This window comes from Natrinema versiforme JCM 10478 (assembly GCF_000337195.1).
In the GTDB taxonomy this organism is placed as follows: Archaea; Halobacteriota; Halobacteria; order Halobacteriales; family Natrialbaceae; genus Natrinema; species Natrinema versiforme.
Genome location: NZ_AOID01000048.1, coordinates 79,491 through 105,410, shown reverse-complemented (window position 1 = coordinate 105,410; position 25,920 = coordinate 79,491). Strand labels below are relative to the sequence as shown.

Sequence of the window (25,920 nt, the reverse complement as noted above, 5' to 3'; positions counted from 1 at the left end):
ATATGAGCGGGGACACGTCACGCCGGAGTTCGGACAGTGCCGGGCTAGAAAATATCCGTGAGGCGTCGGACGCGGTAGAGCAGTCTACGGCAACGATCTTCGTCGAGAAGGTGCGCGAACGGTGGCGAATGGCCAGTGCCGTCATCGTGCTGGCGGTGACCACCGTCCTGCTGTTCCGCGTGGACGGCTACCTGTCCATCGACACGCAAGTGTTCGCCGGGATCACCGTCGTTCTCCTGCTCTACTTCCTCGCGACGCTCCGGACGGACATCAGGATGGAGTGACCGCGACCGTCGTCCTCCCGTCGAGGGGTAGATATTTCGTGCAGTCTGACGATACGTTCGCCATGAACGGCGGGACGGTGACACCGTGATCGACTGGAAACTGAACGGGTTCCTCCCGACCGAGCGACAACCAGCACCCATCCCGGAGAGCGCGGGCGATCGCGACGTGTTGCTCGCCCGCAGCGGAGCGGCGGTCATCGATTTGATTGTCTGCTACGTGCTGCTCGAACTCCCGGTCATCTACGTGTTGAGCCTGGTGTTCCGCGGGCCCTACGAGTCGCTTGGAGGGGCCGCCGTCGGCCTGTCGCTGCTCGGGCTCGTGCCGATTTACGCGAGCTACTCGTTCGTCTGTGAGTGGCGCTACGGGCGGACGCCCGGAAAGGTCAACCGCGGCCTGCTCGTCGTCATGGCCGACGGCAGTCGCTGCACCTATCGCGCCAGCGCCGTGCGGAACCTCCTGTTGTACGTCGATCTTCTCGGCGTCCCGCCGGTCGTGATCGGCCTCGTCTCGGCGCTCGTGACCGACGGCCGCCGCCTCGGCGACCACGCCGCCGGGACGATCGTCGTCCGCTCGACGGCCCCGGCGGACCGCGACCCGGCGGTCTCCGCAGACATCGACGCGAGTGCGGCCGCTCGAGCGGATGAGAACGGCAGAAACTGATTCCGGCTTAGTTTCTCAAGCGATCCGGACGCCGGAGTCGGCGTCGAACAGTTGGATGTACTCGTCCTGGAAGACGAGGCCGTACTGCTCGCCGTTGCCCTCGAAGTCCGGATCGGTGACGACGACGATCTCGCCGAACTCCGTGTCGAAGAAGCTGTGCGTCGCATCGCCCAGCGGTTCGTCGAGCAGATGCGTCGCCGGGATGCCGGCCGCGGGGTCGTCATTGACCCTGATGTACTGCGGGCGGAGGCCGACGCGGACGTCGTCGCCGGCCCATCCCTCGAGGCCGTCGCGGGCGAACTCGTAGTCGTAGCTGCCGACCGCCAGTTCGGCGGTTCCGTTGACGGCCCTGACGTTGCCATCGAAGAACTGCGTCGACGGCTGGCCGATGAACTGGCTGACGAACTGCGACTCCGGTTCGTCGTAGATCTCCTTCGGCGGCGCGACCTGCTCGAGTTTACCGTCGTTGATGACCGCGACGCGGTCCGACATCGTCATCGCCTCCTCCTGATCGTGGGTCACGTACAGCGTCGGGCAGCCGATCTCGTCGGTGACCTTCTCGATGACCGGGCGCAACTCGGCTTTGAGCTTGGCGTCTAAGTCCGACATCGGCTCGTCGAACAGGAAGACTTCCGGGTCCCGCACGAGCGAGCGGCCGAGCGCGACGCGCTGTTGCTGCCCGCCCGAGAGGTCCGCGGGCATCTTCTCGAGCTGGTCGGTGATCTGGAGCAACTCCGCGGCCTCCTCGACGCGGGCGACGCGTTCTTCCCGCGAGAAGCCGGAGATCTTGAGGCCGTAGGCCATATTCTCCAAGACGCTCATGTGCGGGTACAGCGCGATGTCTTGGAAGAGCAATGCGATGTTTCGCTCCTGGACCGGTTTCTCCGTCACGTCGCGGTCGCCGAACGTGATCGTTCCGCTGGTCGGCTTGTTCAGCCCTGCGACACAGCGGAGCGTCGTCGTCTTCCCACAGCCCGAGGGGCCGACGAGCGTGACGAACTCGTCGTCTTCGATGGTCAGGTCGACATCGTCGACGGCGACGATTCTGTTCCCCGATTCCTCGTATACCTTCGTCAGGTTCCGGATTTCGATGTCTGGCATCTGTCGTTGTGTTTCGTGAATGGTGATTGGCAGTCGATACGCGCTCACAGCGCCCTGACCTGGAATCCCTTGAGCAGATAGCTCTGCATGAAGTAGGCAAAGAGCAGCGGCGGTAACGTCATGGCCAGCGAGATCGCCATCAGGTAGGCGTCCGGCAGGAACTGGGCCTGCCCCATCGCACGGAGGATGCCGGGCGCGAACGTCGTGGTGTCGGTCTGGGGCAGGAGGATCTGCGCGAACGTGAAGTCGTTCCAGGCGAGCGCGAAGGCGAACAGGGCCGCGGCGATGATCGCCGGCCGGCACTGTGGAATGATGACATCACGGAAGCCCCGCCAGCGCGAGGCCCCGTCGACCCATGCGGCCTCCTCGTGGGCCTCCGGAATCGTCATGATGTACTTCCACATCAGCCACACCGCGAAGGGCATCGAAATCGCCGACAGGGCGATGATGAGCCCAAATCGGGTCCCGAGCAGCCCGATGTTCTGCCAGATCTGGTAGAGCGGGATCCCGATGACAATGGGGCTGAAGAGGTAGCCGACCAGCAGGATGCGTGCGAAGTTCTCCTTTTGTGGGAACTCGAGGCGCGCGAGGCCGTACCCGGCGAGCAACGAGACGAGGACGACCGTCACGATCGTGCCGATCGCGACCACGACGGTGTTGAACATGTAGGTGTACATCTCCGGCTGTGTCAACACCGTGAAATTACCGAGCGTGAAGATGTCGGGCGTCGGGAAGGCGGTGACGGAGTCCTCGACCGCCTCGTACTCGGTAAAGGCTAACTGGGTCATCCAGTAGATCGGCCAGGCACCGACGAGGACGATGATCGCGGTGCTGATCAGTTTCAACGCTTCGATGACTCGCGTTTCGCCGTCGTATGAGAGGCCGAAGACGCCTCCCGGTGGTTCGCTTTGGCTCATGTCGTCGTCTCCACCTCCTCGCTGGGGTTGAAGAGCTTGAAGTAGATGATCGCCGACGCCAGCAGGAACAGGAACATGACCACGGAGATCGCGTTGGCGAGCCCGTAGGCCTGATCCGTGTAGACGGTCTTGTAGGCCAGGACGGGCAGCGTCGTCGTCGCGTTACCGGGGCCGCCCTCCGTGAGCTGCCAGATGATGTCGAACTTGTTGAACATGAAGACCGACCGGAGCAGGACGACGACCAGGACGATCCCCATGAGACGCGGCAGCGTGATGTCGCGGAACATCTGCCACCGGTTCGCGCCGCAGACCTTCGCCGCCTCGTAGAATCGATCGGGAATTGCGCGCAACTGCGCGAGCGTGAAGATGGTGACGAAGACGGCGAACTTCCAGGTCCCGATGAGGATCAGCAGCCGCATGGCCCAATCGCGCGAGCCAAGCGGCGCAGTCTGGGCTCCCCACAGGCCGAACCACTCGGCACCCATCATCTGGAACACGCCCCCGAGCGGGTCGAACACCCGCAGCGCGACCAGCGAGACGATGATCGTCGGGATCAGATAGGCCGTGAAGACGACCGCGGTGAGCAGTTTCTGCCCGCGAGTGATGCGGTTGAGCACGAGCGCCATCCAGAGCCCGACGCCGAGCTGGAGGAGCGTGCTGCCGACCATGTAGACGATCCCCCGCCACAGCGAGCCCCAGAACGTGGAGATGTTCAGGACCTCCCGGTAGTTCGCGAGGCCGGCCCACTGCCACTCGGGGTTGAGCGTGTGAATCTCGTGTAACGATGCCCAGAACGCGAACGCGATCGGGAGCACCGCGATGAGTACGTACAGGACGATGACGGGCAGGACGGTGCCGATACCGGCGACCGTCTCCCGCTTTACCGGCAGGTCGTCCCACGGAATGTACGCCCTTCCGGGCCGTATCGACTCTCCAGTTTCACTAGCCATCTCTCGGTCTCCTCTTCATATGTGTGTCAATAACACGGTCGATCATAAAGATTCGCTCCGTATCAAACGTGGGTACCGACGACCGGACCGCACGCGATACTGACTATCCAAACTGCTCCTGTGCGTCCGCGAAGGCCTCCTCGAGTTGCCCGTAGCCCCAGTCGTAGGCTTCTTGGACGGACATCGAATCGGTGACGACGCGGTTGACCATCTCGCCGTAGAACCACTGCCGTTGCATGTACAGCGACTCGGGCGAGGAGGTGTTGGCCTCGTCGACGCTCCCGTAGTGGTTCCCCCAGATTTCGTCCTGAACGTACTCGAGTTTCTCGAGCAGGTGGGGATGGGCCTGGAAGATGTCCTGGTTCTGGAACGCGTCCGAGTCGATCACGTCGGCGTAGGTCGGCAGGAACCGACCGGGATCCGTCTCGTAGAAACTCGCGGTCTGCTCCATGCTGTCGGCGTAGAGCCACTCGAACCACTGCTTGGCGTCGCCCGGTCTGTCACCGTTCGCGAAGATGTGGTAGCCGTCGGGGGCCGGAGCGGAGAGCCAGTTCTCGTCCGGGTCGACGCCGTCCATCATCGGATACGGGATGATCTCCGTGTTCTCGGCGACGAAGCGGAGGTCGTCGTTGTCGTTCGCCTCGGCCGTTTGCGCCGTGACGCCGATCGGCCAGGCGTTGAGGTGATAACACTGGGCGTACTGGCCCTGGACCCACTGACTGAGCGACTCGGCCCAGCCGATGCTGGTCGGGTCGGGCGAGTACTGAGAGAGGTCCTTGACGTACTGCAAGACCTCGGTGACCACGTCCTCGGGCCAGTGGATCTCGAGTTCCTCGCGGGTGTCCGGATCGCTCCAGCGGAGGCCGATCCCGGAGATGCCGGCGCTCGCCAGCATGACAAGGATTTCGTCCTGACTCTTGCCCGTCGGCGCGCCGGCGAGCCCGTAGCCGCGGGCGTCTACTTCGTCCGACTCGTCGATGATCCGGGCGTTCTCCAGAACATCACTGAAGGTCTCGGGGACGTCCAGACCGAGCGTCTCGTAGATGTCCGCCCGATACTGGAAGTTCGAGACGTACAGCCCGTGAGGGATCTGGTAGAGTTCGTCGCCCTCTCCGAGGAACGCATCGGTGTTTATCTCCCCGTTGACCTCCTCGATCGACGAGACGACGTCGTTGACGGTCTCGAGTTGGTCGGTCTCCCAGATATCGGCCACCTGATCGAACGTGGACGTGTTGGCGTCCGGCGGATCTCCCGACTGGATCAGTTGCGCGAGCCGCCCCTCCTGGGTCCCGGACATCCCGCCCTCCTCGATGTTCATCGGGATGTCGGTCTCGTCCTCGAACGACGACTCGAGGTCGTCCCAGAGGGGCTGCCACGCGTCGTTGTAGTAGTCCGTAATAAAGTGGACGTCGTCGTCGCCACCACCGCCACCGAGACAGCCCGCCATCGCCCCCGCGAGTCCGACACCCATTCCCGAAAGTACCCGGCGTCTGTTGATAGTGTTCCGTGTCATCTGTGATCAAGCCACGTTTGCACAACGGTAACAGCCATGGGCAGTCATATAAATCTTCACTATTAATTCACATATATCTCCGGCCGATTATTTCCGATCGGGACCGGAAGTTATCAAACGAGCGGTCATTCTGACACGGCAAAAGCGACAGTAACGGCCCCCGAACCCCGCTGAGGCTCGGAGACGATCGCGTCGACCCAGGAGGCGTGGTCGCCTGCCGGCGGTGGACATTGCAGTTCGGCTCGAGCATCGCGTTCCACTCATTGCGGCCTCACGGTCTTCGTGACCCAGCCGGTCGCCCCGTCCGGCTTCGGGCCGTCCTCCTCGGGGATCTGGAGGTTCCCGTCGCCGTCGCGGGCCCGAACGATCACGTCGTGTGTGCCGGCCGCGCCGTACTCGTAGCGCCACTGCCGCCAGACGTCATCGCCCGGGAGGGGGTCGGACAGTTCGGCCTCGACCCAGGTGTCGCCGTCGTCAGTAGATACCTCGACGGCATCGATGCCCCGCGTCCCGGCATACGCGTGGCCGGCGACCTCGATGCGGCCGCCGCCGAGGTGGTTGACCTGCCAGAGCTTGGCGACCGTCTCGACCGGGCCGGTCCCGTGCCAGCCGCGGTGCTCCCAGTAGCCCCTGGTGTCCTCGTCGCGAACCTCGATCTCGGTCACCCACTTCACGTTGATCTCGCCCCAGTGGCCCGGGACGAGGACGCGCGCCGGCGCGCCGTGGGCCCGCGGCAGCGGCCGGCCGTTCATCCGGGAGGCCAACAGCCCCGGCCACAGCGCCTCGATCGGGAACTCGTTGTAGTACGAGTCCGCCCCGTGCAAGACGACTCGGTCGCCCTGGGGATTCGCGTCCTCGAGGAGCGCCGCGACGGGGACACCGCTCCAGAGCGCGGTGTCCATCTGTCGGCCGTTGAGCTGGTCGCCGACACAGCGCAGCGTGACGAACCGATCTTCGACGTCCATGGCCTCGATGTCCGCGATATCGTACTCCTGCTCAGCCTCGACGGCACCCGTGATCGAGAGCGTCCACGCCTCGCGGTCGACGGCCGGGTTCACGTTGGCGATGTCGACCTCGTAGAAGTCGGTGCTGACCAGCGGCTCGAGGCCCTCGACGGCGAGCGACTGGTCTTTCGCCCGCGTGAGCAACTCCCGAACGTCGGGCCGGGAGTCCTCGGGAACGTCGAAGGCCGACGGAACGGAGTCCTCGCCGGTTCCGCGGACGAAGACCCCGAGTGCGCTCAGGCCGATCGCGGAGCCGACGGCACCGAGGACGCGCCGCCGACCGAACGAACCGGGAGCGGTGTCTCCGTCGGCGGCGAAGACCGTCGTTACGGCCACCACCAGTACGACAAGACCGGCACCGGCAGCCGCGGCGATGCTCGAGACCGGCGACCTCGTCAACCCGAAGGCGACCAGCCCCGGCAGGACCGTCCCGGCGACGACGCCGGCGAGCGTGCTGGCGCGGATACTCGACGGACCGAGAGCGGGTCCGCGGTCCCAAAGGAGCAACACGCCCGGCAGGGCCGCCAGTCCGAACAGGACACAGGTCAGTGCGATGGCCGTCAGGAAGGCCAACTGGTGGCCGAGCGTCCCGAGTTCGGTGATCGCGAATGCGACGAGCGCGTCGGGGCTGGCGACGATGACGAACCGATCGATCGGCGTCGCGACGAACCCCGGTCGTCGGCCGACGGACAGGTACGAGCCCCCCACGGCGGCGAGGCCCGCAGCGAGCGCCACGGCGATCGGCGGCAGCCACGGGCGCAGCCGAGCGAGCGCACCCCTGATGCGTGACATTACCTACCAATACGGTCGGGTCGGATATGAAAGCTTCGCGAACGCCGCCGGCGGCTCGACCCGGAGACGACGCTCAGTCCGCTTTTACCTTCGTCCGGGAGACCTCGGGGTTGCGCAACAGCGGCAGCGAGACGACCGTGAGACAGCTCAGTACGAGCGCGGCACAGAGCACGTACGTCACCCGGTAGCCGAACCAGAGATCGACGGCCGGGATCGCGACCAGTGGACCGAGACTGAGCCCGATATCACCCATCACCTGATAGACGCCGCCCATCCGGCCGAGTTCGTCGCCCGGGGTCAGATCGCCCATAATCGCCAGCATCGCGGGCGCGGCCGCACCCATGCCGCCGCCGACGAGTACGATCGCCCCGAGCAGCGCCTCGATCGTCGGGACGTACGCGATGATCAGAAATCCGATCCCCATCGACAGGAACGCCGGAATCGTCAGCAGGGTCCGATCGCTGACCATGTCCGACACCCAGCCGGTGATGACCGTCGTCGATCCCGACGTGAGGACGCCGAGTCCCATCACGATCCCGCTGATACCCGCCGCACCGAGCGCAGAGAGCTCGAGCCCGTAGTCGCTGGCGTACCGAGCGAGCGTCGAGAGGATGATGCCGCCCCAGAGAAAGCGGACGGCGAAGTTGCCGTAGCCGATCAGGACGACGGTCGGGTTGGCTGCGAGCAAGGCGGGGACCTCCCGGAGTTTGGCGGCTCTGCCCTCGTCGGTACCGCCGTGAACGTCGGGCAGGACGAGCGTCGCGACGGTGCCGGCGATCAACGCGAGGACACCGGCGGTAACAAACGCCGTTTGCATGCTGGCGAGATCGGTCAGGAGGCCGCCGAGGACGAGTCCGGTCGGGAACCCGAGCGACTGGCCGCCGCGCATGTAGCCGACCCACCGGCCGCGGTTGTCAGCCGTCGTGACGTAGGTGATAGTCGCGAACGCGCCGAGGAAGACGAACGCGCTGCCGATCCCCCAGAACAGCCGCGCCGTGACGAAAACGACGCCCGGCAGTGACACCTCGCCGAGCACCGGCACCGCACCCAGATCGGTCGGGGGCGTGTGCAGGCCGACGACGTAGCCGAAGGGGGCCAGCGCCTGGGTGAACAGCCCGAAAATCATCGGTTTGCGCGCGCCGACCCGATCGATGAGCGTCCCGGCGGGCGTGTTCATGACCAGCCGCGCGATTCGGTTGGCCGAGAGGATCACGCTCAGCATGACTGCGCTGATCACGAGCCGCTCGTCGAGCAGCGGGAGCGTCGGGAAGGCCACGCCGGTCGCCACCCCGCCGAAGAAGATGCCGGCGATGACCGCGAGCGCTATCGTCCGGATCTCCCCGTTCGAGTACGCGGAGCCGTCGCTCTCGTCAGTCATCGGCCGTCGCGAGCGACCGCCGAGAGCCGTCTCGAGCCGAGGGCCATCGCACTCCGACCGGTGGTTCCTCGAGAGATCGATCGGGTCCCGTCACGATTGTCTCCCGTGTGCCTTGATGCAGTCGTCTCGCGGGTCCGTCTCGCGGAGCTTCCCGCTGCCGCGCTTCGGGAGGTCGCGACGGACCTCGACGATCCGCGGGTGTGTGTCAGGAGCGAGTGCGCCGAGGACGGCCGTCTCGGTCGTCATTCTTGCCCCTCCACGACGGCGATACCGGTTACTGACCGTTCTCTCGAGTCGAGTGTGCGATTCGCTGCCATTCCTGGTTACGGATTCATCGACCGCCGGTATAAGCGATTCGACCGGTTGATCCGTAGCGTAGCCCCACGCGGTGCCGACCGCGTTCCGCGAGGGGTACTGTTATAGCGGTCCTCGGTAAACCGTGGTGGCAATGAGGCGCGGACAGCACGGAGACGGAACGCAACGCGGCGCAACCGAACGGCGGACGGCGGCCAATACCGTCGACACGGAGGGACGCGATGCCGAATAAACCGATCGAGGAACTCGAGGCGATGGTCGGCGACACCACGGTCACGGCCGAGGAGTTCCGCATCGAACCGGGCAAGGTCGAGGAGTTCGCACGGGCGATCACCGCCGACGACCCCGTCTTCCGCGACGAGGGGGTCGCCGCCGAACGGGGCCACGACCGCGTCCCCGCGCCGCTGACCTACTCGCAGGTCGCTCGCTTCCCGCGGTACACCCCCGACGACGTCGACGGCAAGGGGTTCGACCTCGCCTTCCAGCCCGAGTACGTCATCCACGGCGAGCAGGCCCACGAGTACGAACGCCCCGTCTACGTCGGCGACATCCTCGAGGGGACGACCACGCTCGCGGACGTGTTCCAACGCGAGGGCGGCCGGGCGGGGACGATGACTTTCGCCGTCCTCGAGACCGAGTACCGAACCCCGAACGGCGAACTCGTCCTGACCGACCGCTCGACCGCGATCGAAACGGAGGGGGCGATCGACGACGGCGACGAGAGCACGGCCGAGGGCGACGCTGAGAGCGACGGCGAGCCGACCGAGGCCGACGGCGGCACGACCGAAGCGGCGACGGCCCCCGGGGAAACGATCGACGAGTTCGAGCGTGTCCGCAGCGTCGACGGGCTCGAATCCGGTGACACCGGGCCCACCGTCGTCGTTGAGGACCTCGAGCGTCAGCACTTCGTGAAGTACGCCGGCGCGAGCGGCGACTTCAACCCGATCCACTACGACGAACCCTACGCGACGGCGGCGGGCAACGAGAGCGTCTTCGGCCAGGGGATGTTCACCGCCGGCGTCACTTCGCGGGTCGTCGCCAACTGGTTCGACCTGCGGGACGTGATGAGCTTCGGCGTGCGGTTCCAGTCCCGGGTCTTCCCCGGCGACACCGTCGTCGCGAGCGGCGAAGTCGCCGAGATCGACGCGGACGCGGGCACGGTGGACGCGGAACTCGAGGCCCGGACGACCGACGGCGAGACGCTGCTGACCGGGACGGCGACGGCCGACCTCGAGTAAAAGAAGACGCGTTCGTTTTTATTCCGGCACGAACACCGGAATCGCAGCTTTTTCTGAGACCTGCCAGAACGTGACCCCGACCGCCGTGCCGATCTCGAGGTCGTCGGGATCGGCGTCGAGCAGGGTGAGCAGGCGCGGCCCCTCGGCGAGGTCGATCGCGCCGACGACGTAGGGCACTCGGTCGCCGAAGCCGGGCTCGCCGGGGACGTGGCAGACGGTGTAGGTGTAGATCGTGCCGACGCCCTCGCTCGCTTCGAACGGCGGGTCCTCGGCCCCGCAGGCGGTACAGACCGCCCGCGGGTACAGCTGGCGGTGACCGCACTCGCATTCCTGATAGCGCAGTTCGCCCTCGAGGGTGCCCGCCCAGAAGGGGACCGTCGCGCCGGTCGGGACGGGCACCGGTCCCTCCCACTCCTCGCGGCGGTCTTCGACGCGCCCGGTCATGATTCCCTCCGGAGGACGACGGTGCTGCTCGAGGAGAGTAAGCCCCCGGTACCGTGGGCGACCGCGACCTCGGCGTCGGCGACCTGTCGGTCGCCCTCGTAGTCGCCCCGGAGCTGTCGCGCGGCCTCGATGAGGACGAAGACCCCGAAGTGACCGGGGTGACAGTACGAGAGCCCACCGCCCTGGGTGTTCATCGGTAACTCGCCGCCCGGCGCGGTGGTGCCGCCCGAGACGAACTCGCCGCCCTCGCCCTTCTCGCAGAACCCGAGGTCCTCGAGCGTGACCAGAGCGGTGTAGGTAAACGAGTCGTAAATCTCGGCGACGTCGACGTCGTCGTGGGTAATCCCGGCTTGGTCGAAGGCCTTCGGCCCCGTGACCGCGGCCCCGGTCGTGGTCATGTCGGGCATCTCGCTGATGTCCTGGCGGTGGGTGCTCGTCGAGGCGACCCCCGCGACAGCGATCTCCGGCACGCCGAGTTCGGCCGCCTTCTCCTCGCTCACGAGCACGACCGCGCCCCCGCCGTCCGAGACGAGACAGCAGTCCAGCAGGTTGAACGGCTCGGCGATCTCGCGGGACTCGAGGACATCCTNGGCTCCCGGTGGGCCGCCTTAGGGTTCATCGACGCCCACTCGCGGGTCGCGACGGCGACCGCCGCGAGCTGTTCCTCGGTGGTGCCGTACTCGTGCATGTGCCGGCGCGCGGCCATCGCGTAGGCCCCCGGCGGCCTGAAAAGGCCCGTTGGCCGAACGAAGCCGTCGATCGGGTGGGCCTCCTCGAGCGACCGCTCGTCGCCGGGGCCCGTCTTTCGGGTGGAACCGTAGGCGACGACCACCACGTCGGCCTCGTCGCGGGCCATTGCGTCCCGGACGTGGCCACAGAAGTGCTCGAACGACGAGCCGCCGATCTCGGTCCCCTCGAGGAAGGACGGCTCGTCGAGGTCGAGGTACTCCGAGAGCACCAGCGCGGGCATGTAGTCGTCGCCGCCGGCGACCGCGACGCCGTCGACCTCCTCGAGGGTACAGCCGGCATCCTCGAGAGCCCGAACCGTCGCGATGGCGGCGTTGTCCAGCCAGTTCCGGTCGGGCGTCTCGCCGAGGTCGCTCTCGGCGACGCCCGCCAGGATCGGTTCAGCCACGGGTGTCCCTCCGTCGGACCGGTCGTATCATCGTCTCCCGATATCTCGACCGAGCCCAAATATGTTGTGGTGGAAGCTAACATGGGACAGGAAATATCGAGCCGCGCGCTTGAGGACGACCAGCGCCCGTCGGGTCCCGAGAGGTACTATTTTATATCATTCCGTGATACCGTGACTCATGGATTTGGCAAGTGTTACCGAAGACGCCAGGGAGGGGAACGTCGCGCGACTCCACGACGAGACGGCCCGCCACCACGGCGATGCGCAGGCCATCGAGTACCATGGCCGGACGCTGACTCACGACGAGTTGCGGGCCGCGAGTTCGCGGTTCGCCGGCGGGTTAGCCGACCTCGGGCTCGAGCCGGGCGATATCATGCTCCAGTACCTGCCGAACTGTCCGCCGTACCTGATCGGCGCGCTCGGCGCGTTCAAGGCCGGCATCGTCGTCTCGCCGGTCAACCCCCAGTACCGCAAGCGCGAGCTGACCTACCAGCTCGAGGATACCGGGGCCGAAGCCGTCCTCACTCACGAAGCCCTCGAACCACATCTTGAGGAGGCCCTCGAGGCGATCGACTGGGACCCGGTCGTGATCTCGGTCGATAGCGACGCCGACGGCGTCCTCGCCTTCGACGACATCCGCGGCGAGGAGCGGTTCGTCGAGCGGGCCGACGACGACGTGGCGCTGCTGCCGTACACCTCGGGGACGACCGGGAAACCGAAGGGCGTGCAACTGACCCACCGCAACTTCCGGGCCCAGACGTTCTCGATCCTCTCCCAGGAGCAGGCGCTCGAGGACGAGGCCGTCAAGAGCCTCGTCTGGCTGCCGCTCTATCACATCACCGGCTTCACGCACACCGCTTGGCAGCCGCTGGTCCGCGGTGGCAGCGTCTACCTCCGCAGCGCGGCCAACTGGGACGGCGATGCCGCGATGCGGTTGATCGAAGAGGAGGGGATCACCCACTACGTCGGCGTCACCGCGATGTACGTCGACATGATCAACAGCGACGACTTCGGCGAGTACGACCTGACCAGCCTCGAGTCGGCCGGCGAGGGCGGCGCGAAGATGTCCGTCGCGGTCCAGGAGCAGTTCGAGGAGACCGCCGGCGTCGAGATGGCCGAGGGGTACGGGCTCACCGAGACCAACGGCGCGACCCACTCCCAGCGCAACTCGACGTTCGGCCTGCGCCACGGCACGATCGGCCAGCCGACCCGGATGACCGAGGCCAAGATCGTCGACTCGAGCGGCGAGACGGTCGGTATCGGCGAGAAAGGCGAACTCCTCGTTCGCGGCCCGCAGGTGATGAAGGGGTATCACGGAATGCCCGAGGCGACCGAAGAGGCATTTACGGAGGACAGCTGGTTCCGCACCGGCGACATCGCCCGCCGCGACGCGGACAATTACTACGAGATCGTCGACCGGAAGAAGCACATGATCAACTCGGCGGGGTACAACATCTACCCCAGCGAACTCGAGGAACTCTTAGCCGAACACGAGGCCGTCGCCGAGGGCGCAGTCGTCGGGATTCCGGACGACCGGCGCAACGAGGTACCCAAGGCGTTCGTCGTCACCGCGCCGGGCGTCGAACCCGGCGAGGACATCACAGCCGAGGCGATTACGGAGTACTTCCTCGACAACGTCGCCTCCTACAAACACCCCCGCGAGGTCGAGTTCATCGACGAGTTGCCGCGGACTACGTCGGGGAAAATTCAGAAGTACAAGCTCGAGGAGGAGCCCTGAGTCGTGCGAGTCGTCGTCTCCCCGCACGTCCTCGCGGGTGGCGGGCCGCTCGTCACCGACGAGATCCTAAAGCGCCGACCGGGGATCGACCTCGAGCACGTCGCGGACGAGGCCGACCTCCCGGCGGCGGTCGCCGACGCCGAGATCCTGATCACCCACCGGCTCCCCGAGGAGGTGCTCGAGGCGGCCACCGACCTCGAGTGGGTGCAGGCGCTCAGCGCCGGGACCGACCGCTTCGATCACGAGGCGCTGGCCGACCGCGGCGTGGCGCTGACGAACGTCTCGGGGATCCACGCGAAGCCGATCGGCCAGCAGGTCCTGGGCTATCTGCTGCACTTCGAGCGCGGCTTCGATCGCGCGGTCGCCCAGGGGCGCGACCGCGAGTGGCAGCGCTACACGGGCGGCGAACTCGGCGATCGGACCGTCGGGATCGTCGGCGTCGGCGCGATCGGCTCCAAGGTGGCCGACTATTGCCAACCCTTCGACGCCCGCGTGATCGGGACGAAGCGGGACCCGACCGACGCGCCCGAGGGCGTCGACGAGATCTACGGCGCGGACGGGCTCGCGTCCGTCCTCGCTGAGAGCGACTACCTTGTCGTCGCCTGTCCGCTGACCGAGGAGACGCGGGGGCTGCTCGACGCCGAGGCGCTCGCGACGTTGCCCGACGACGCCGTGCTGGTCAACATCGCCCGCGGCGATATCGTCGATCAGTCAGCGCTCGTCGACGCGCTCGAGGCCGGTGACCTCGGCGGCGCGGCGTTGGACGTCTTCGAGGAGGAACCGCTGCCCGAGTCATCGCCGCTGTGGGACCGCGACAACGTACTGGTGACGCCGCATATGGCCGGCAGCACGCCACACTACTGGGAGCGCTGTGCCGACATCTTTCTCCGGAACTACGATCGGTTCCGCGACGGCGAGGACCTCGAGAACCGCGTCGTCTGAGCGCCTGCAGTGGCGCTCGAGGACGAGACCCGTCCATAGATTGAAGGGTCGAGCCGTCGACCATCGGGTATGTCAGATCTTCGCATCGACGCGATGGTACCGGGGCTGTCGAACAACGCGGGCGGGGCCGCCGCTCGGGCCGAGGAGTTGGGATTCGACGGCGTCTGGACGCCCGAGATGGACAACGACGCCTTCCTTCCCCATCCCGTGATCGCGGATCGGACCGAAGAGATCCAGCAGGGGACACGGATCGCGCTCGCGTTTACCCGCAGTCCGATGGCACTGGCCTACACCGTCTGGGACCTCGCCCAATACACCGACGGCCGGTTCGTCCTCGGGCTCGGCACGCAGGTCAAGGGCCACAACGAGCGCCGCTTTAGCGTCGACTGGGAGTCGCCCGGCCCGCGACTGCGCGAGGTCGTGGAATCGCTTCGCCACATCTTCGACGTGTTCCAGGGCGAGGCCGACCTCGAGTACGAGGGCGAGCACTACTCGTTCTCGCTGATGACGGACAACTTCAATCCGGGGCCGATCGACCATCCAGACGTTCCGATCTACATCGCCGGCGTCAACGAGTACAACCTCCGGCTCGCGGGCGAGCTCTGCGACGGGCTGGCGATGCACGCGTTCAACACGCCCGAGTACACGGACGAGGTCATCGCCCCGACCGTCGCCGAGGGAGCCGACCGCGGAGAGCGATCGCTCGAGGACGTGTCGCTCTCCGCGAGCCCGTTCGTCGTAACTGGCGAGACCGAAGAGGAGCGCGAGCGATCGCGGGCGGAAGTCCGCCAGCGTATCGCCTTCTACGGCAGCACCCGGACCTATCACGATGTCCTCGAACACCACGGCTGGACGTCCGTCGGCGAGGAGCTACACGAACTCTCCAAAGACGAGAAGTGGGAAGCGATGGCCGATCTCGTGACCGACGAGATGATCGCGACGTTCGCGATCGAAGCGCCGCCCGAAGAGTTACTCACGGAGGCGCGGGCGGTCTACGGTGGGATCGCCGACCGCGTCGTCCTCCCGCTCGATCACGGCGAAGCCTTCCTGAACGAGTAGTAGCGAGCGCCGTCGCGGACCTCGTATTCGATTCTGTCTCGCCCCTCGAGCGTACCCAGCGCCCCGAGCGTATCGAGCAACTGGGCGGGATGGCGGACCTCGCCGGTCCGGTGCCGGGTGATCTCCAGGGGTGTCGCCGGCCCGACGCTACTGACCGCCTCGAGAGTCTCGGCCGTGAGCGACTCCAGGGCCGACCGCGTGCTCTCGATCGTCCCGTCGTAGTCGGTAAAGACCGGGCCGTGTCCGGGGAATACCCGGTCAACGGCGCGGCCCTCGAGCCGGTCCATCGCGCGGTGGAAGTCGTCGACGGCGTCGTAGGCACCGTAATCGAGACCGACGTTGATCGCGCCGGGCCGGAACGGCTCGATGAGCGCGTCCCCCGAGAAGAGGACGCGCTCGCCGTCCAGATCCGTCGCCAGGCCGGCGTGGTGTACCTGGTGGCCGGGCGTGTGGATCGGGTCGAACGCCCGGCCCGCGACGGTGAACGGGTCGCCGAACTCGAAGGGGACGGCTTCCTCGGGTGCGAGCAGCCGGCGGTTGCGCTCGAGCGACGATGTCGCGCGTTCGGTCTCGCGCTCGATGGCCTCGCCGCGGTACCCCGCCGACCGGCCGATTTCGCGGATCCCCGCCGCGAGGTCGGCCGGCTCGCGCTCGAGTTGCTCGAGGACGGGCCGGGGCGCGTGGACGGTTGCGCCGGCCTCGCGCAACAGCGGAACCTGCCCGATGTGATCGCTGTGGGGATGAGTAACGATGACCGCCGCGATGTCCTCGAGGTCGTAGCCCCGCGCCGTCAGCCCCTCGCGGATCGTCGTCTCGGCCCGGTCCTCCGGGTCGCCGGTGTCGATCAGGATCGGCGTGGGCTCCTCGACGAGATAGGCCGCGGCGTGTTTCGGCGGCCATTCGATGTCGAAGTCGATGCGCGAGACGGCCGTCTCCTCCGTGGCTCCCCGCTCCGACTGTTCCTCCATCGTCGGTTCAGATGAGCTCGCGGGCGATCGTCCGTTTCTGGATCTCGTCGGTTCCCTCGAAGATGCGGAAGACGCGGGCCGAGCGGTAGTTGCGCTCGATGGGGAGGTCCTTCATGAAGCCGGCACCGCCGTGGACCTGCATCGCGATGTCGGCGGCGTCGTTGGCCAGTTTCGCGCCGCGGAGCTTCGCCATCGACTCCTCCTTGCGGGCGCGCTCGCCGTTGTCCATCTTCCAGGCGGCGTAGCGGTAGAGCTGGCGGACCTGTTCGATGTCGGTGGCGAGTTCGGCCAGCTGGAATGAGATCCCCTGCCGGTGGCCGATCGGTTTCCCGAACGTCTCCCGATCGCGGGCGTACTCCACGGAGAGGTCCAGCAGGAACTCGGCCGTGCCGACCGCGCCGGCGGCGATGTTGATGCGGCCGCCGCCGATCCAGTCCATCGCGGACTGGAACCCCTTGTCGACCTCGCCCAGCACCTGGTCCTCGCCGACGCGGCAGTCGTCGAGGTGGATCTCGGCGTGGGTGCCGGGCGTCATCCCCATCGCGCGGTGGATCGTCCCGATCTCGAAACCGGGGGTGTCCTCGTCGACGAGGAAGCAGGTGATCCCGCCGAGATCGCCGTCCTCGCCGCTCGTTCGGGCGAAGACCATCGCGAAGTCGGCGTAGGGCGCGTTCGTGATGTAGACCTTCTGCCCGTTGATGACCCACTCGTCTCCCTCTTTCTCGGCGCGGGTGTCCATGTGGTGGGCATCGCTACCGTGACCCGGCTCCGTCAGCGCGAAACAGGTCGTGATCTCGCCGTCCATCAGCGGCTCGAGGTACGCCTCGCGCTGGCGCTCGTCGCAGTTCAGCAGGATCGGCGTCGGCCCGCCCGCCCCGCCGAAGATGGCGCTGTGAAAGCCCGGCGGCCGGTTGGACATGTGTTCGCCGACGATGGCGCGGGTCAGAATGTCGACGTCGCCGCCGCCGACCTCCTCGGGCATCGTCATCCCGTAAAAGCCCGCCTCGACCGACTTCTGCCGGATCTTCTCGACGATGTTACGGTACTCGGGGACCTGTCGGTGCTCGTCGTCGACGATCTCCTTCTCGTAGTCCGGGCCGAGGAACTCGTCGTACTCGGTCTCGAGCGGGGCGACTTCCTGGTCGATGAACTCGTCGAGCGCTTTCTTGATCTGGACTGCTTCGGACGGTTCGCTGAAGTCCATAACCAGAATTACATAACGTCCCACTTAAGCATTACCACGGTGATAGTTTTCAATTGGTATAGTGATTCCCAGACGGCCCACGACGGCAGAATTAGCGGCTGGGACGGACGTGTACACGTCGAATCGATTTTTTCGCACGTAACTGGTGTTCAGCAGAGCGGAACAGTTTTGTTCCTCATCGTTGATCGTGTAGTATGGCAACATCAGACACGAACGAGGGAAATCGCGTCGCGGCAGTGGTCAAGACCCTGGACATCCTCGAGGCGCTGTGGCAGGCGGAGGGTGCCGGCGTTACGGCGCTCACCGAGCGAACGGGGCTCGCAAAGAGTACGGTTCACGCCCATCTGACGACGCTCCGATCGAAGGGGTATGTCGTCCAGGAGGGCGACGAGTACCGGCTGAGCCTCCGATTTCTCTCCTTCGGGGAGCACGTCAAACACGCCGAGCCGCTGTACGCGGCCTCCGACGGCCCGATCACGGAACTCTCGGAGCGGGTCGGCGAGCGAGTGCTCTGTTCGACACACCAGAACGGGCTCGGCACGATCATTAACGTCAGCGAGGGAACGCGCGCGTTCACGAGCGACATCGATATCGGGACCCACACCTACCTTCATAGCTCGGCCGCCGGGAAGGTGATTCTCGCTCACTTCGCCGAGGAGCGCATCGACGAGATCATCGCGGAGTGGGGGCTCCCCGCGTTCACCGACGAGACGATTACCGATCGAGAGACGCTCTTCGAGGAACTCGCCGCGGTTCGCGAGGAGGGCGTGGCGTACAACCACGGCGAGTATCTGCCGGGAATCAGCGCGATCGCCGCGCCGATACTCGACAACGACGGGACCGTCTACGGGGCAGTCTCCGTCACCGGACCACAGCATCGACTCGAGAACGAGTGGGAGGAAAACGAGCTCCGGACCCAGTTGTTGTCGACGGCGAACACGATCGAAGTGAACGTGATGTTCTCGTAGCCGTTCAGTCAGGTCGAACACCACTGCGATACCCCGAACCGTCTCAGTTGCCGGCCACCGAGAATCCGATCGGCATTCCGTCCGCTGCTAGGAATTACAATTGTATGTCTGTAATCCAGAGGGAGCCAGGTTACCGACCGCAGCGCTCGTCCGATAGCGGTGTTCGTGGCCGGATTGGTCGGGCCGAGGCTCGAGCGATATCGAAGATAGTACCAGTTATAGAAGTATACCAACATACTGGTGGAATGAGAAGGATGACGACCACGTTTCGTCCTTCATTATCCCGTCGCAATCCCGACGGCGGTAGCAACTGACGAGAAACGATGTAAATACTCATCCATCTATTCGGCGCTTTCCGCGTACTACTCCACTTTTAGTAGCGGAATCCGTCTCGAGTTGATCGATTACGCGGCTACTGACGATTCACGTATCAGACATTCTCGGTCGGATCCCGTGATAATAACTATCTAGAACAGATTCCGGGATCAGTCAGCTATCACATAGTGTACTAGATGTTTCTATAGAACCATCAATTTCCAATCATTATATCACGCTCCAGTTCCGATTGTCGACTCGCCGCTGGTCGCAGTCAGTTGGGCAACCGGTGGCGACTAGTCGGCTTCGTCCGCCCGTTCGGCCATCATCGTCGCGGCCGTCGCCGCCCAGTCGCCCCAGACGAATCCGATCGCGACGACGAGCGCCCACCACGCGTAGCTGAGTACGATCCCGATGTAGACACCGGTAAGTCCGTACTCGAGGGTGATTCCCGCGAGATACGAAAAGCCGAGCAGGAAGCCGGCGGTGCCGGTGAATCGAGCATAGAAGGGTGTGCGCGTATCGCCCGCGCCGCGGAGACTTCCCGACAGCGGGAAGAAGAGGCCGAAGAAGAACATCGAGACGCCGAAGACGCGAGCGAAGGTCGCGGCGTACTCGAGGGTGGCCGGATCGGACGTAAAGATGCGGGCGATCGGGGTCGCACCGACGAGCAGGACGATGCCGGCGAGGCCGAGCGTGAGGACGCTCAGCGCCGTAATCGCCAGTCCCGCGAACCGCGCGTCGTCGGGCTGGCCCTCGCCGAGGGTCTGTCCGACGATGATGCTCGCGGCGACGCTGTAGGAGCGATACAGCGGGCCGCTGAACTGCTGATAGATCCGCCGTCCGATGTGGTAGGCCGCCGTCACTTCGGTGCCGAAGGTGAGCAAGAGCGCGTTAAACGGGAAGTTCGCGACCGAGGTGCTCATCCCCTCCGCGACGTTCGGCAGGCTCACCGCGACGAGTTGGCGCGTGATCGTGAGGCTCCGCGGCCGGGCAAAGGAGAGATCCGTGCGATCGATCGCGATTGCGGCCGTGATCGCGACGGCCTCGACCGTGCGTCCGATCGCCGTCGCCAGCCCGACGCCGACGATTCCCAGTGCCGGGAGTCCGCCGAGACCGAGCCCTAACCCGGCCGTCGCGCCGATGTTGATCACGTTCGCGGTGCCGTTGACCACCATCGGCGTCCGCGTATCGCCGGTGCCCTGCAGCGAGCGCGCGCCGACGATGCCGACGATACGCATCGGCGCGGCAGCGAAGACCAGCCCGAGATAGCGTCCACCGGTCTCGGCCACGTCGGGGTCGGCACCCAGCAAGGCGATCAGCGGCCGGGACAGAAAGAGCCCGACGAGCACGAGCGGCAGTCCCAGCAGAAAGCCGATGAGAACCGCCTGCGTGATCGCCCGGTCTCGAGTCGCCGCCGCACCCCGGCCGGTGTCCTGACTCGAGAGGGTGATCGCGCCGGTTCCGAGGCCGAGTCCGATCCGCAGCGGGAGCTGGGCGTAGAGGTCCGCGAGCCCGACTGCGGCGACGGCGGTCGGCGAGAACAGGCCGGTGACGATGATATCGACCGTCCGCATCAGCGTGTTGAGCGTCTGCTGGACCGCGATCGGCCACGAGAGGGAGAACGTCCGTCGCCAGACGCGCCGGACGCGCTGGACCCAGTTCCCGTGTTCGGCCATACAGCGGCTAGGACGGACAACCGGCGGATCAACGTGTTGATCCCGATAGGGGTCGACACCGCGCTCGGCGGCCGACGTTGGCGGGTAGTTCGAGAGACGTGCGGTAAGTCGATGCCGCACCCCTATTTTACCATTGTTAAATGCAGATGCCGTTTCCTGGAACAGTCGGGGGGTTGTATCGGATAACCATGAACGAATTTATGCGTCAGCCGACCAATGCTGTGTGCATGCGACTCGAAAATCAGACGGTAGTTATCACGGGTGCAGCGTCGGGAATCGGGCAGGCAACGGCTGAGCGCTGCGCCGAGGAGGGCGCACGCGTCATCGTCACGGACGTCGACACCGACGGCGGCGAGGCGGTCGCGCAGGCCATCGAAGAGGACGGCGGCGACGCGGCGTTCTACGAACTCGACGTCACCGACAGCGACCGGTTCCACGCGGTCATCGACGAGGTCGCCGAGACCCACGGCCTCGACGTGATGATCAACAACGCCGGCACCGGCCATCCGGGCGGCAGCCTCGAGACCCTCGAGGACGACATCCGGGACTTCGTCATCGACATCAATATCAAGGGCGTCTGGAACGGCTGTCACGCGGCGCTTCCCCACCTCAAAGAGCAGGGCCACGGTGCGATCGTCAACGTCGGCTCGCTGGCGAGTATTCTCGGGCTCCCCAAGCAATCGGCCTACTCGATGAGCAAGGGCGCGGTGTTGAACATGACCAAAGCCGTCGCCGCCGAGGCCGGCCCCCACGGCGTCCGCGCGAACACGGTCTGTCCCGGCTTCACCGAGACCTCGCTGCTCGATCAGTACCTCGAGGAGCAAGAAGACCCCGAGGCGGCCCGCAAGCAGATGATCGAACAGTACCCGCTCAAGCGACTGGCCGAACCCGAAGAAATCGCGGACGCGATCCTGTTTCTGGCGAGCGAGGAGTCCTCGTTCGTCAACGGCCACGGACTGGTCGTCGACGGCGGCTTTTCGGCCTGAACTGAGCGGCCGCGACCGCCCTTTTTCTCACTCCTCGCGGACCAGCGCGACGCTCGCGAGTTGGTCGCCCGCGGTCACGGTCGCCTCGCGGGTAAGGGTGTAGAGCACGCCGTCCCGGTCCGCGCGGGCCTCGTGGAGCGACTCGTAGGTCGTCGGGTGATAGACTGTCCCGATCGGCGTCCCCTCCGTGATCGACGCTCCGACCTCGAGTCCCGGCTCGGGCCGGAAGAGCCCGGAGTCGTCGGCGGTGACTTGCCCGAGGTGGTTCCGTGCGACGATCGGATCGCGGTCGGGAACGTCGCCCGGAAGCAGCTCGAGGTACCGGCAGACGTCGAGCAGCCCCTCGACCCCCTCCGCGACGACCTCCTCGAGGATCTGTTTGTTGTGGGCGAGTTCGGGCGTGATCGACGGGATTCCCTCCTCGGCGGCAGTGACCCGGAGCTTCCCCGCGAAGCCGCGGCGATGCCACTCGTCGGGGGCCTCCTCGTCGGCCTGCTCGGACAGCAAGAGGTCGGTTCCGAAGGCATCGGCGAGGCCGCGCGAGCGCTCGTCGCCCTCGCGGTAGACGACGTGGGGAAGCATGTTCGGGCTGCCCGTGTGGAGGTCGACGAGGGCGTCGGCGGCCGTGACGTACTCCCAGAGACGAGCGGCCATGCGCTGGTGGAGGCTGCCCTCGTCGTCGCCCGGCCAGATCCGGTTCATGTTGGGGTTGACGCTGTCGAGTTGCTCCGGAGTGGTGTAGGAGACGCGATCGAAGGTCAGCGGGTTCGCGACGGGGACGGCGATCACGGTTCCCGACAGCGACTCGAGGGGAAGCCGCTCGTGAAATCGCCGCAGGACTTCCGTCCCGTTGATCTCGCGGCCGTGCTGGGCCGCCTGCACGTACAGGGTCGGACCCGGTTCGTCGCCGCGATAGGTGTGGACCGTCGTCGTCAGTTCCATGCCCGACGGCAACCGGGCGAGCGTCACTCGTTCCGCCGTGTGCGTGCCCTCACTCATGCTCGGGCATTCCACGTCCCGCGGTATGTACCTGCGGCCGGCCGTCGATGTTCGATACCGCAGGACCGGGTCGAGTCGGCAAGCGGCCGTCGGGTTCGCAACTCGAGACCACTAGCGTTTTCACTCGTCCCGCCGTTCCGATGGGTATGGGAGACGTTACTGCGACGCTGCACACCAACAAGGGCGATATCGATGTCGAACTCTACGACGAGCGCGCGCCGCGGACCGTCGACAACTTCGTCGGACTCGCGACCGGCGGCAAGACCTGGGAAGACCCCGAGACGGGCGAGGAGGTCGAGGGCGAGCCGCTGTACGACGACGTGGCCTTCCACCGCGTCATCGAGGACTTCATGATTCAGGGCGGCGACCCGACCGAGACCGGTCGCGGCGGCCCCGGCTATCAGTTCGACGACGAGTTCCACGACGAACTCCGCCACGACGACGCGGGGGTTCTGAGCATGGCTAACTCCGGCCCCGACACGAACGGCTCGCAGTTCTTCATCACGCTCGACGCCCAGCCCCACCTCGACGACCGCCACGCCGTCTTCGGCAAGGTCACCGACGGGATGGACGTCGTCCGCGAAATCGGCACCGTCGACACGAACGCGAACGACCAGCCGAAAGAAGAGGTCGTCCTCGAGTCGGTCTCCGTCGACTACGAGTAATCGCCGGCCGAACACGGCTTTTTTTGATCGGTTTCGCGGTGGCTCGCGCGCTCAGCCAGTCGGCTCGAGCGCGACCGGCCCACCGGCCCCGATCGCGACCCGAATCCGATACCGTTAGGTCGACTCCGCGCCCACGAGCGGTATCACTCGCTATCGACGACCGCTACTGGCCGGCATCGCCTCGAGTCTCGGGCTCGTGCTCGCGGGCTGTGCGAGCGACAGTGGGGACGACGCTGACGGAGAGACGACTCCCGACGCCGATGAGACGAACGAAGAAACGGGTCCCGACACGGACGAGCCCGCGACGACGACGACCGCTGTGGACGGCACCCACACGGCGACGCTACACACCAGCGAGGGCGACATCGGGATCGAACTCTACGGCGACCGCGTCCCCCGAACGGTCGAGAACTTCGTCGGCCTCGCGACGGGCGAACGCGCGTGGATCGACCCCGAAACGGACGAAAAAGCCGAGGGCGAACCGCTGTACGACGACGTGGCGTTCCACCGCGTCATCGAGGACTTCATGATCCAGACCGGCGATCCGACCGGCACCGGTCGCGGCGGTCCCGGCTACCGGTTCGACGACGAATTCCACGAGGACCTGCGCCACGACGACGCGGGGGTTCTGAGCATGGCTAACTCCGGCCCCGACACCAACGGTTCGCAGTTTTTCATCACGCTCGCCCCCCAACCACACCTCGACGGTCGCCACGCCGTCTTCGGGCGAGTCGTCGACGGAATGGCTACCGTCCGCGACATCGGCGGCGTCGAGACCGATGGCAAGGACCGGCCGACGGAAGCCGTCGTGCTCGAGTCGGTTGCCGTCGACGAGACGTGAGCGGCTGGCTGACCCGTCCCGTCAGTCGCCTCACCGGCACGTACGTTAAGGGTACTCGTCGCCCCTAGGGAACGTATGGGCTGGACAGCAGACGAGATTCCCGACCAGAGCGGACGCACGATCGTCGTGACGGGCGCGAACAGCGGCATCGGCCTCGAGGCGACCCGCGAACTCGCACGCAACGGCGCGACGGTGATCATGGCCACGCGGAGCACCGAGCGCGGCGAAGCCGCAGCCGACGAGATCCGCGAGGACATCCCCGCCGCCGACCTCCGCGTCGAGGAGTGTGACCTCGCCGACCTCGAGTCGGTTCGGTCCTTCGCGGACCGACTCGCGGACGAGACGATCGACGTACTGATCAACAACGCGGGGGTCATGGCGATCCCGCGGTCGGAGACCGAAGACGGCTTCGAGACCCAGTTCGGCGTCAACCACCTCGGCCACTTCGCGCTGACCGGACTACTGCTCGAGAACCTGGCGACCGACGAGGGGGAGCCGGCGCGGGTCGTCACCGTCTCGAGCGGGGTCCACGAGAACGGTGAGATCGATTTCGACGACCTCCAGCACGAGGAGTCCTACGACAAGTGGGACGCCTACGCCCAGTCGAAACTGGCGAACGTGCTTTTCGCATACGAACTCGAGCGCCGGTTCCTCACCGCCGAGCTGAACGCGGAGAGCATGGCGGTGCATCCGGGCTACGCGAACACGCAGCTACAGATCCGCGGCCCCGAGCAGAGCGGGAGTCGGCTCCGTATGGCGGCGATGAAACTGATGAACACGGTCGTCGCCCAATCGGCCGAGATGGGTGCGCTACCGACGCTGTACGCCGCAACCGCGCCCGAGTCCGAGGGTGGCGCGTACTACGGCCCCGGCGGGCTCATGAACATGCGCGGGGCCCCCGAGCGACAGGCCTCGTCGGATCGCTCCTACGACGAGGAGGCCGCCCGCCGGCTGTGGGCGGTCTCGGAGGAGTTGACCGGTGTCACGTACGACCTCCCGGAGCCGAAAGCGAGGTCGCGGCGTAGGCTGGGGCTCCGCGCTCGTCGCCACTCGCGGCAACCGTAACGCGAAAGACGATACAGTCGAAGGGCTACGTAATGAGCGACGACGACGGCATTCAACGCGCGAGCGACGTCGGCTCGGCCGACGAGCCGCCGATCGAGGAGAAACCGTACAAGATCATCTTCGAGGCGAACAAGTGCTTCGGCGCGGGCAAGTGCGCCGAGGTCAGCACCAACTGGGAGATGTCCATCGCCTCAGGCATGGCCCAACCCGATGAGTACTTCTTCGGCGAAGAGGACCTCGAGCACAACGTCCGCGCCGCGGAGGTCTGCCCCGCGAAGAAAGACGAGGGCTGCATCCACGTCGTTGACCGGCGAACCGACGAGGAGATCGCACCGGACCCCCACGGCGACGGCACGCTGAGCGTCGACTGGTAGGGCTCGTCTCGAGGCACAGTGCTGCCCGCTCGGAGACACACCGAAACGCACATCCCCACCCCGGAACAACGATCGATTGCATTCTGTGCGAGGGTAGCCAAGCAGGCCAACGGCGGTGGGCTTAAGACCCGCTCCCGTAGGGGTCCTTGGGTTCAAATCCCAACCCTCGCATGTCGCCGCGAACACATCGTGAGCGGCGACTGCGCTCTTGGATTTGAACGAGAGAAGTCCCAGCCCGGACGTGAGCGAACGCGAACGTCCCGGAACGTCTTCGCGTTGTTCAAATCCCAACCCTCGCGAGCGAAGGTCAAAAGAACATTCCGCCGTGCAGGAGCGCGCAGGTACAACCGTTTCATCCGATCGGGTGGGAGTCGCCAGCGTTCGA

25 protein-coding genes and 1 tRNA gene are annotated in these 25,920 nt (G+C 66.0%); 13 read left to right on the top strand and 13 right to left on the bottom strand.

Features of this window, described 5'->3' with window-relative positions; genetic code table 11:
* The first annotated feature begins 2 nt into the window (after nucleotides 1-2).
* Both C489_RS15845 and C489_RS15840 read left to right on the top strand, forming a co-directional pair.
* On the top strand, nucleotides 3-284 hold the full coding sequence (locus tag C489_RS15845; RefSeq protein ID WP_006432334.1) for a hypothetical protein: 282 nt from the start codon (nucleotides 3-5) through the stop codon (nucleotides 282-284).
* Between the two features lie 85 nt (nucleotides 285-369).
* On the top strand, nucleotides 370-945 hold the full coding sequence (locus C489_RS15840; RefSeq protein WP_006432333.1) for an RDD family protein: 576 nt from the start codon (nucleotides 370-372) through the stop codon (nucleotides 943-945).
* 15 nt (nucleotides 946-960) lie between these two features.
* On the opposite strand, the gene C489_RS15835 is transcribed toward C489_RS15840, so the two are convergent.
* From C489_RS15835 to C489_RS21930, 7 genes are all read right to left on the bottom strand, one after another.
* Nucleotides 961-2,046, bottom strand: coding sequence for an ABC transporter ATP-binding protein (locus C489_RS15835; RefSeq protein ID WP_006432332.1), 1,086 nt, complete (start codon nucleotides 2,044-2,046; stop codon nucleotides 961-963).
* 44 nt (nucleotides 2,047-2,090) lie between these two features.
* Complete coding sequence (locus tag C489_RS15830) at nucleotides 2,091-2,963, bottom strand: carbohydrate ABC transporter permease (RefSeq protein ID WP_006432331.1); 873 nt, start codon at nucleotides 2,961-2,963, stop codon at nucleotides 2,091-2,093.
* Nucleotides 2,960-3,913 (bottom strand): carbohydrate ABC transporter permease, encoded by a 954-nt coding sequence (locus tag C489_RS15825; RefSeq protein ID WP_006432330.1) that lies wholly within the window; start codon nucleotides 3,911-3,913, stop codon nucleotides 2,960-2,962. Before C489_RS15825 ends, C489_RS15830 begins: the two co-directional genes overlap by 4 nt.
* A gap of 103 nt (nucleotides 3,914-4,016) precedes the next feature.
* Nucleotides 4,017-5,384: an ABC transporter substrate-binding protein gene (locus C489_RS15820; protein ID WP_006432329.1), complete on the bottom strand. Its 1,368-nt coding sequence runs from the start codon at nucleotides 5,382-5,384 to the stop codon at nucleotides 4,017-4,019.
* 302 nt (nucleotides 5,385-5,686) lie between these two features.
* Nucleotides 5,687-7,222: a molybdopterin-dependent oxidoreductase gene (locus C489_RS15815; RefSeq protein ID WP_006432328.1), complete on the bottom strand. Its 1,536-nt coding sequence runs from the start codon at nucleotides 7,220-7,222 to the stop codon at nucleotides 5,687-5,689.
* A 73-nt stretch (nucleotides 7,223-7,295) separates the two neighbouring features.
* Nucleotides 7,296-8,600 (bottom strand): MFS transporter, encoded by a 1,305-nt coding sequence (locus tag C489_RS15810; protein WP_006432327.1) that lies wholly within the window; start codon nucleotides 8,598-8,600, stop codon nucleotides 7,296-7,298.
* A gap of 90 nt (nucleotides 8,601-8,690) precedes the next feature.
* On the bottom strand, nucleotides 8,691-8,846 hold the full coding sequence (locus C489_RS21930; RefSeq protein WP_006432326.1) for a hypothetical protein: 156 nt from the start codon (nucleotides 8,844-8,846) through the stop codon (nucleotides 8,691-8,693).
* 290 nt (nucleotides 8,847-9,136) lie between these two features.
* On the opposite strand from C489_RS21930, the gene C489_RS15805 reads away from it, so the two are divergent.
* Nucleotides 9,137-10,153, top strand: a complete 1,017-nt coding sequence (locus C489_RS15805) for an FAS1-like dehydratase domain-containing protein (RefSeq protein ID WP_006432325.1) — start codon at nucleotides 9,137-9,139, stop codon at nucleotides 10,151-10,153.
* An 18-nt stretch (nucleotides 10,154-10,171) separates the two neighbouring features.
* Here the strand turns inward: C489_RS15805 and C489_RS15800 are convergent, their stop codons facing one another.
* Together C489_RS15800 and C489_RS22660 are read right to left on the bottom strand one after the other, a co-directional pair.
* Nucleotides 10,172-10,597, bottom strand: coding sequence for a Zn-ribbon domain-containing OB-fold protein (locus tag C489_RS15800; protein ID WP_006432324.1), 426 nt, complete (start codon nucleotides 10,595-10,597; stop codon nucleotides 10,172-10,174).
* Nucleotides 10,594-11,097, bottom strand: coding sequence for a thiolase C-terminal domain-containing protein (locus tag C489_RS22660; RefSeq protein WP_239642064.1), 504 nt, complete (start codon nucleotides 11,095-11,097; stop codon nucleotides 10,594-10,596). Before C489_RS22660 ends, C489_RS15800 begins: the two co-directional genes overlap by 4 nt.
* An 813-nt stretch (nucleotides 11,098-11,910) precedes the next feature.
* Here C489_RS22660 and C489_RS15790 point away from each other — a divergent pair.
* From C489_RS15790 to C489_RS15780, 3 genes are all read left to right on the top strand, one after another.
* Nucleotides 11,911-13,470: a class I adenylate-forming enzyme family protein gene (locus C489_RS15790; protein WP_006432321.1), complete on the top strand. Its 1,560-nt coding sequence runs from the start codon at nucleotides 11,911-11,913 to the stop codon at nucleotides 13,468-13,470.
* A gap of 3 nt (nucleotides 13,471-13,473) precedes the next feature.
* Nucleotides 13,474-14,412, top strand: coding sequence for a D-2-hydroxyacid dehydrogenase (locus C489_RS15785; RefSeq protein WP_006432320.1), 939 nt, complete (start codon nucleotides 13,474-13,476; stop codon nucleotides 14,410-14,412).
* A gap of 69 nt (nucleotides 14,413-14,481) precedes the next feature.
* Nucleotides 14,482-15,471, top strand: a complete 990-nt coding sequence (locus C489_RS15780) for a TIGR03617 family F420-dependent LLM class oxidoreductase (protein ID WP_006432319.1) — start codon at nucleotides 14,482-14,484, stop codon at nucleotides 15,469-15,471.
* On the opposite strand, the gene C489_RS15775 is transcribed toward C489_RS15780, so the two are convergent.
* Both C489_RS15775 and C489_RS15770 read right to left on the bottom strand, forming a co-directional pair.
* Nucleotides 15,444-16,439 (bottom strand): MBL fold metallo-hydrolase, encoded by a 996-nt coding sequence (locus C489_RS15775; protein ID WP_006432318.1) that lies wholly within the window; start codon nucleotides 16,437-16,439, stop codon nucleotides 15,444-15,446. The genes C489_RS15780 and C489_RS15775 overlap by 28 nt on opposite strands.
* A 7-nt stretch (nucleotides 16,440-16,446) precedes the next feature.
* Nucleotides 16,447-17,643: an acyl-CoA dehydrogenase family protein gene (locus C489_RS15770; RefSeq protein WP_006432317.1), complete on the bottom strand. Its 1,197-nt coding sequence runs from the start codon at nucleotides 17,641-17,643 to the stop codon at nucleotides 16,447-16,449.
* 194 nt (nucleotides 17,644-17,837) lie between these two features.
* On the opposite strand from C489_RS15770, the gene C489_RS15765 reads away from it, so the two are divergent.
* Nucleotides 17,838-18,611 (top strand): IclR family transcriptional regulator, encoded by a 774-nt coding sequence (locus C489_RS15765; RefSeq protein WP_006432316.1) that lies wholly within the window; start codon nucleotides 17,838-17,840, stop codon nucleotides 18,609-18,611.
* A gap of 611 nt (nucleotides 18,612-19,222) precedes the next feature.
* Here C489_RS15765 and C489_RS15760 read toward each other — a convergent pair.
* The gene (locus C489_RS15760; protein WP_006432315.1) at nucleotides 19,223-20,605 is read right to left on the bottom strand and encodes an MATE family efflux transporter; all 1,383 of its coding nucleotides are present in this window, start codon (nucleotides 20,603-20,605) and stop codon (nucleotides 19,223-19,225) included.
* A gap of 227 nt (nucleotides 20,606-20,832) precedes the next feature.
* On the opposite strand from C489_RS15760, the gene C489_RS15755 reads away from it, so the two are divergent.
* The gene (locus tag C489_RS15755) at nucleotides 20,833-21,591 is read left to right on the top strand and encodes an SDR family NAD(P)-dependent oxidoreductase (RefSeq protein ID WP_006432314.1); all 759 of its coding nucleotides are present in this window, start codon (nucleotides 20,833-20,835) and stop codon (nucleotides 21,589-21,591) included.
* Between the two features lie 27 nt (nucleotides 21,592-21,618).
* On the opposite strand, the gene C489_RS15750 is transcribed toward C489_RS15755, so the two are convergent.
* Nucleotides 21,619-22,590, bottom strand: a complete 972-nt coding sequence (locus C489_RS15750; RefSeq protein WP_006432313.1) for a succinylglutamate desuccinylase/aspartoacylase family protein — start codon at nucleotides 22,588-22,590, stop codon at nucleotides 21,619-21,621.
* 146 nt (nucleotides 22,591-22,736) lie between these two features.
* Between C489_RS15750 and C489_RS15745 the strand changes: the two genes are divergently transcribed.
* The 5 genes from C489_RS15745 to C489_RS15725 all read left to right on the top strand — a co-directional run bounded on the left by C489_RS15745 (nucleotide 22,737) and on the right by C489_RS15725 (nucleotide 25,706).
* A complete protein-coding gene (locus tag C489_RS15745; protein WP_006432312.1) occupies nucleotides 22,737-23,255 on the top strand; it encodes a peptidylprolyl isomerase in 519 nt (172 codons plus the stop codon).
* Between the two features lie 196 nt (nucleotides 23,256-23,451).
* The gene (locus C489_RS15740) at nucleotides 23,452-24,096 is read left to right on the top strand and encodes a peptidylprolyl isomerase (RefSeq protein WP_006432311.1); all 645 of its coding nucleotides are present in this window, start codon (nucleotides 23,452-23,454) and stop codon (nucleotides 24,094-24,096) included.
* 75 nt (nucleotides 24,097-24,171) lie between these two features.
* A complete protein-coding gene (locus C489_RS15735) occupies nucleotides 24,172-25,161 on the top strand; it encodes an oxidoreductase (protein ID WP_006432310.1) in 990 nt (329 codons plus the stop codon).
* A gap of 32 nt (nucleotides 25,162-25,193) precedes the next feature.
* Complete coding sequence (locus C489_RS15730; protein ID WP_006432309.1) at nucleotides 25,194-25,535, top strand: hypothetical protein; 342 nt, start codon at nucleotides 25,194-25,196, stop codon at nucleotides 25,533-25,535.
* An 87-nt stretch (nucleotides 25,536-25,622) separates the two neighbouring features.
* Nucleotides 25,623-25,706, top strand: a tRNA-Leu gene (locus C489_RS15725).
* Nucleotides 25,707-25,920: the final 214 nt, after the last annotated feature.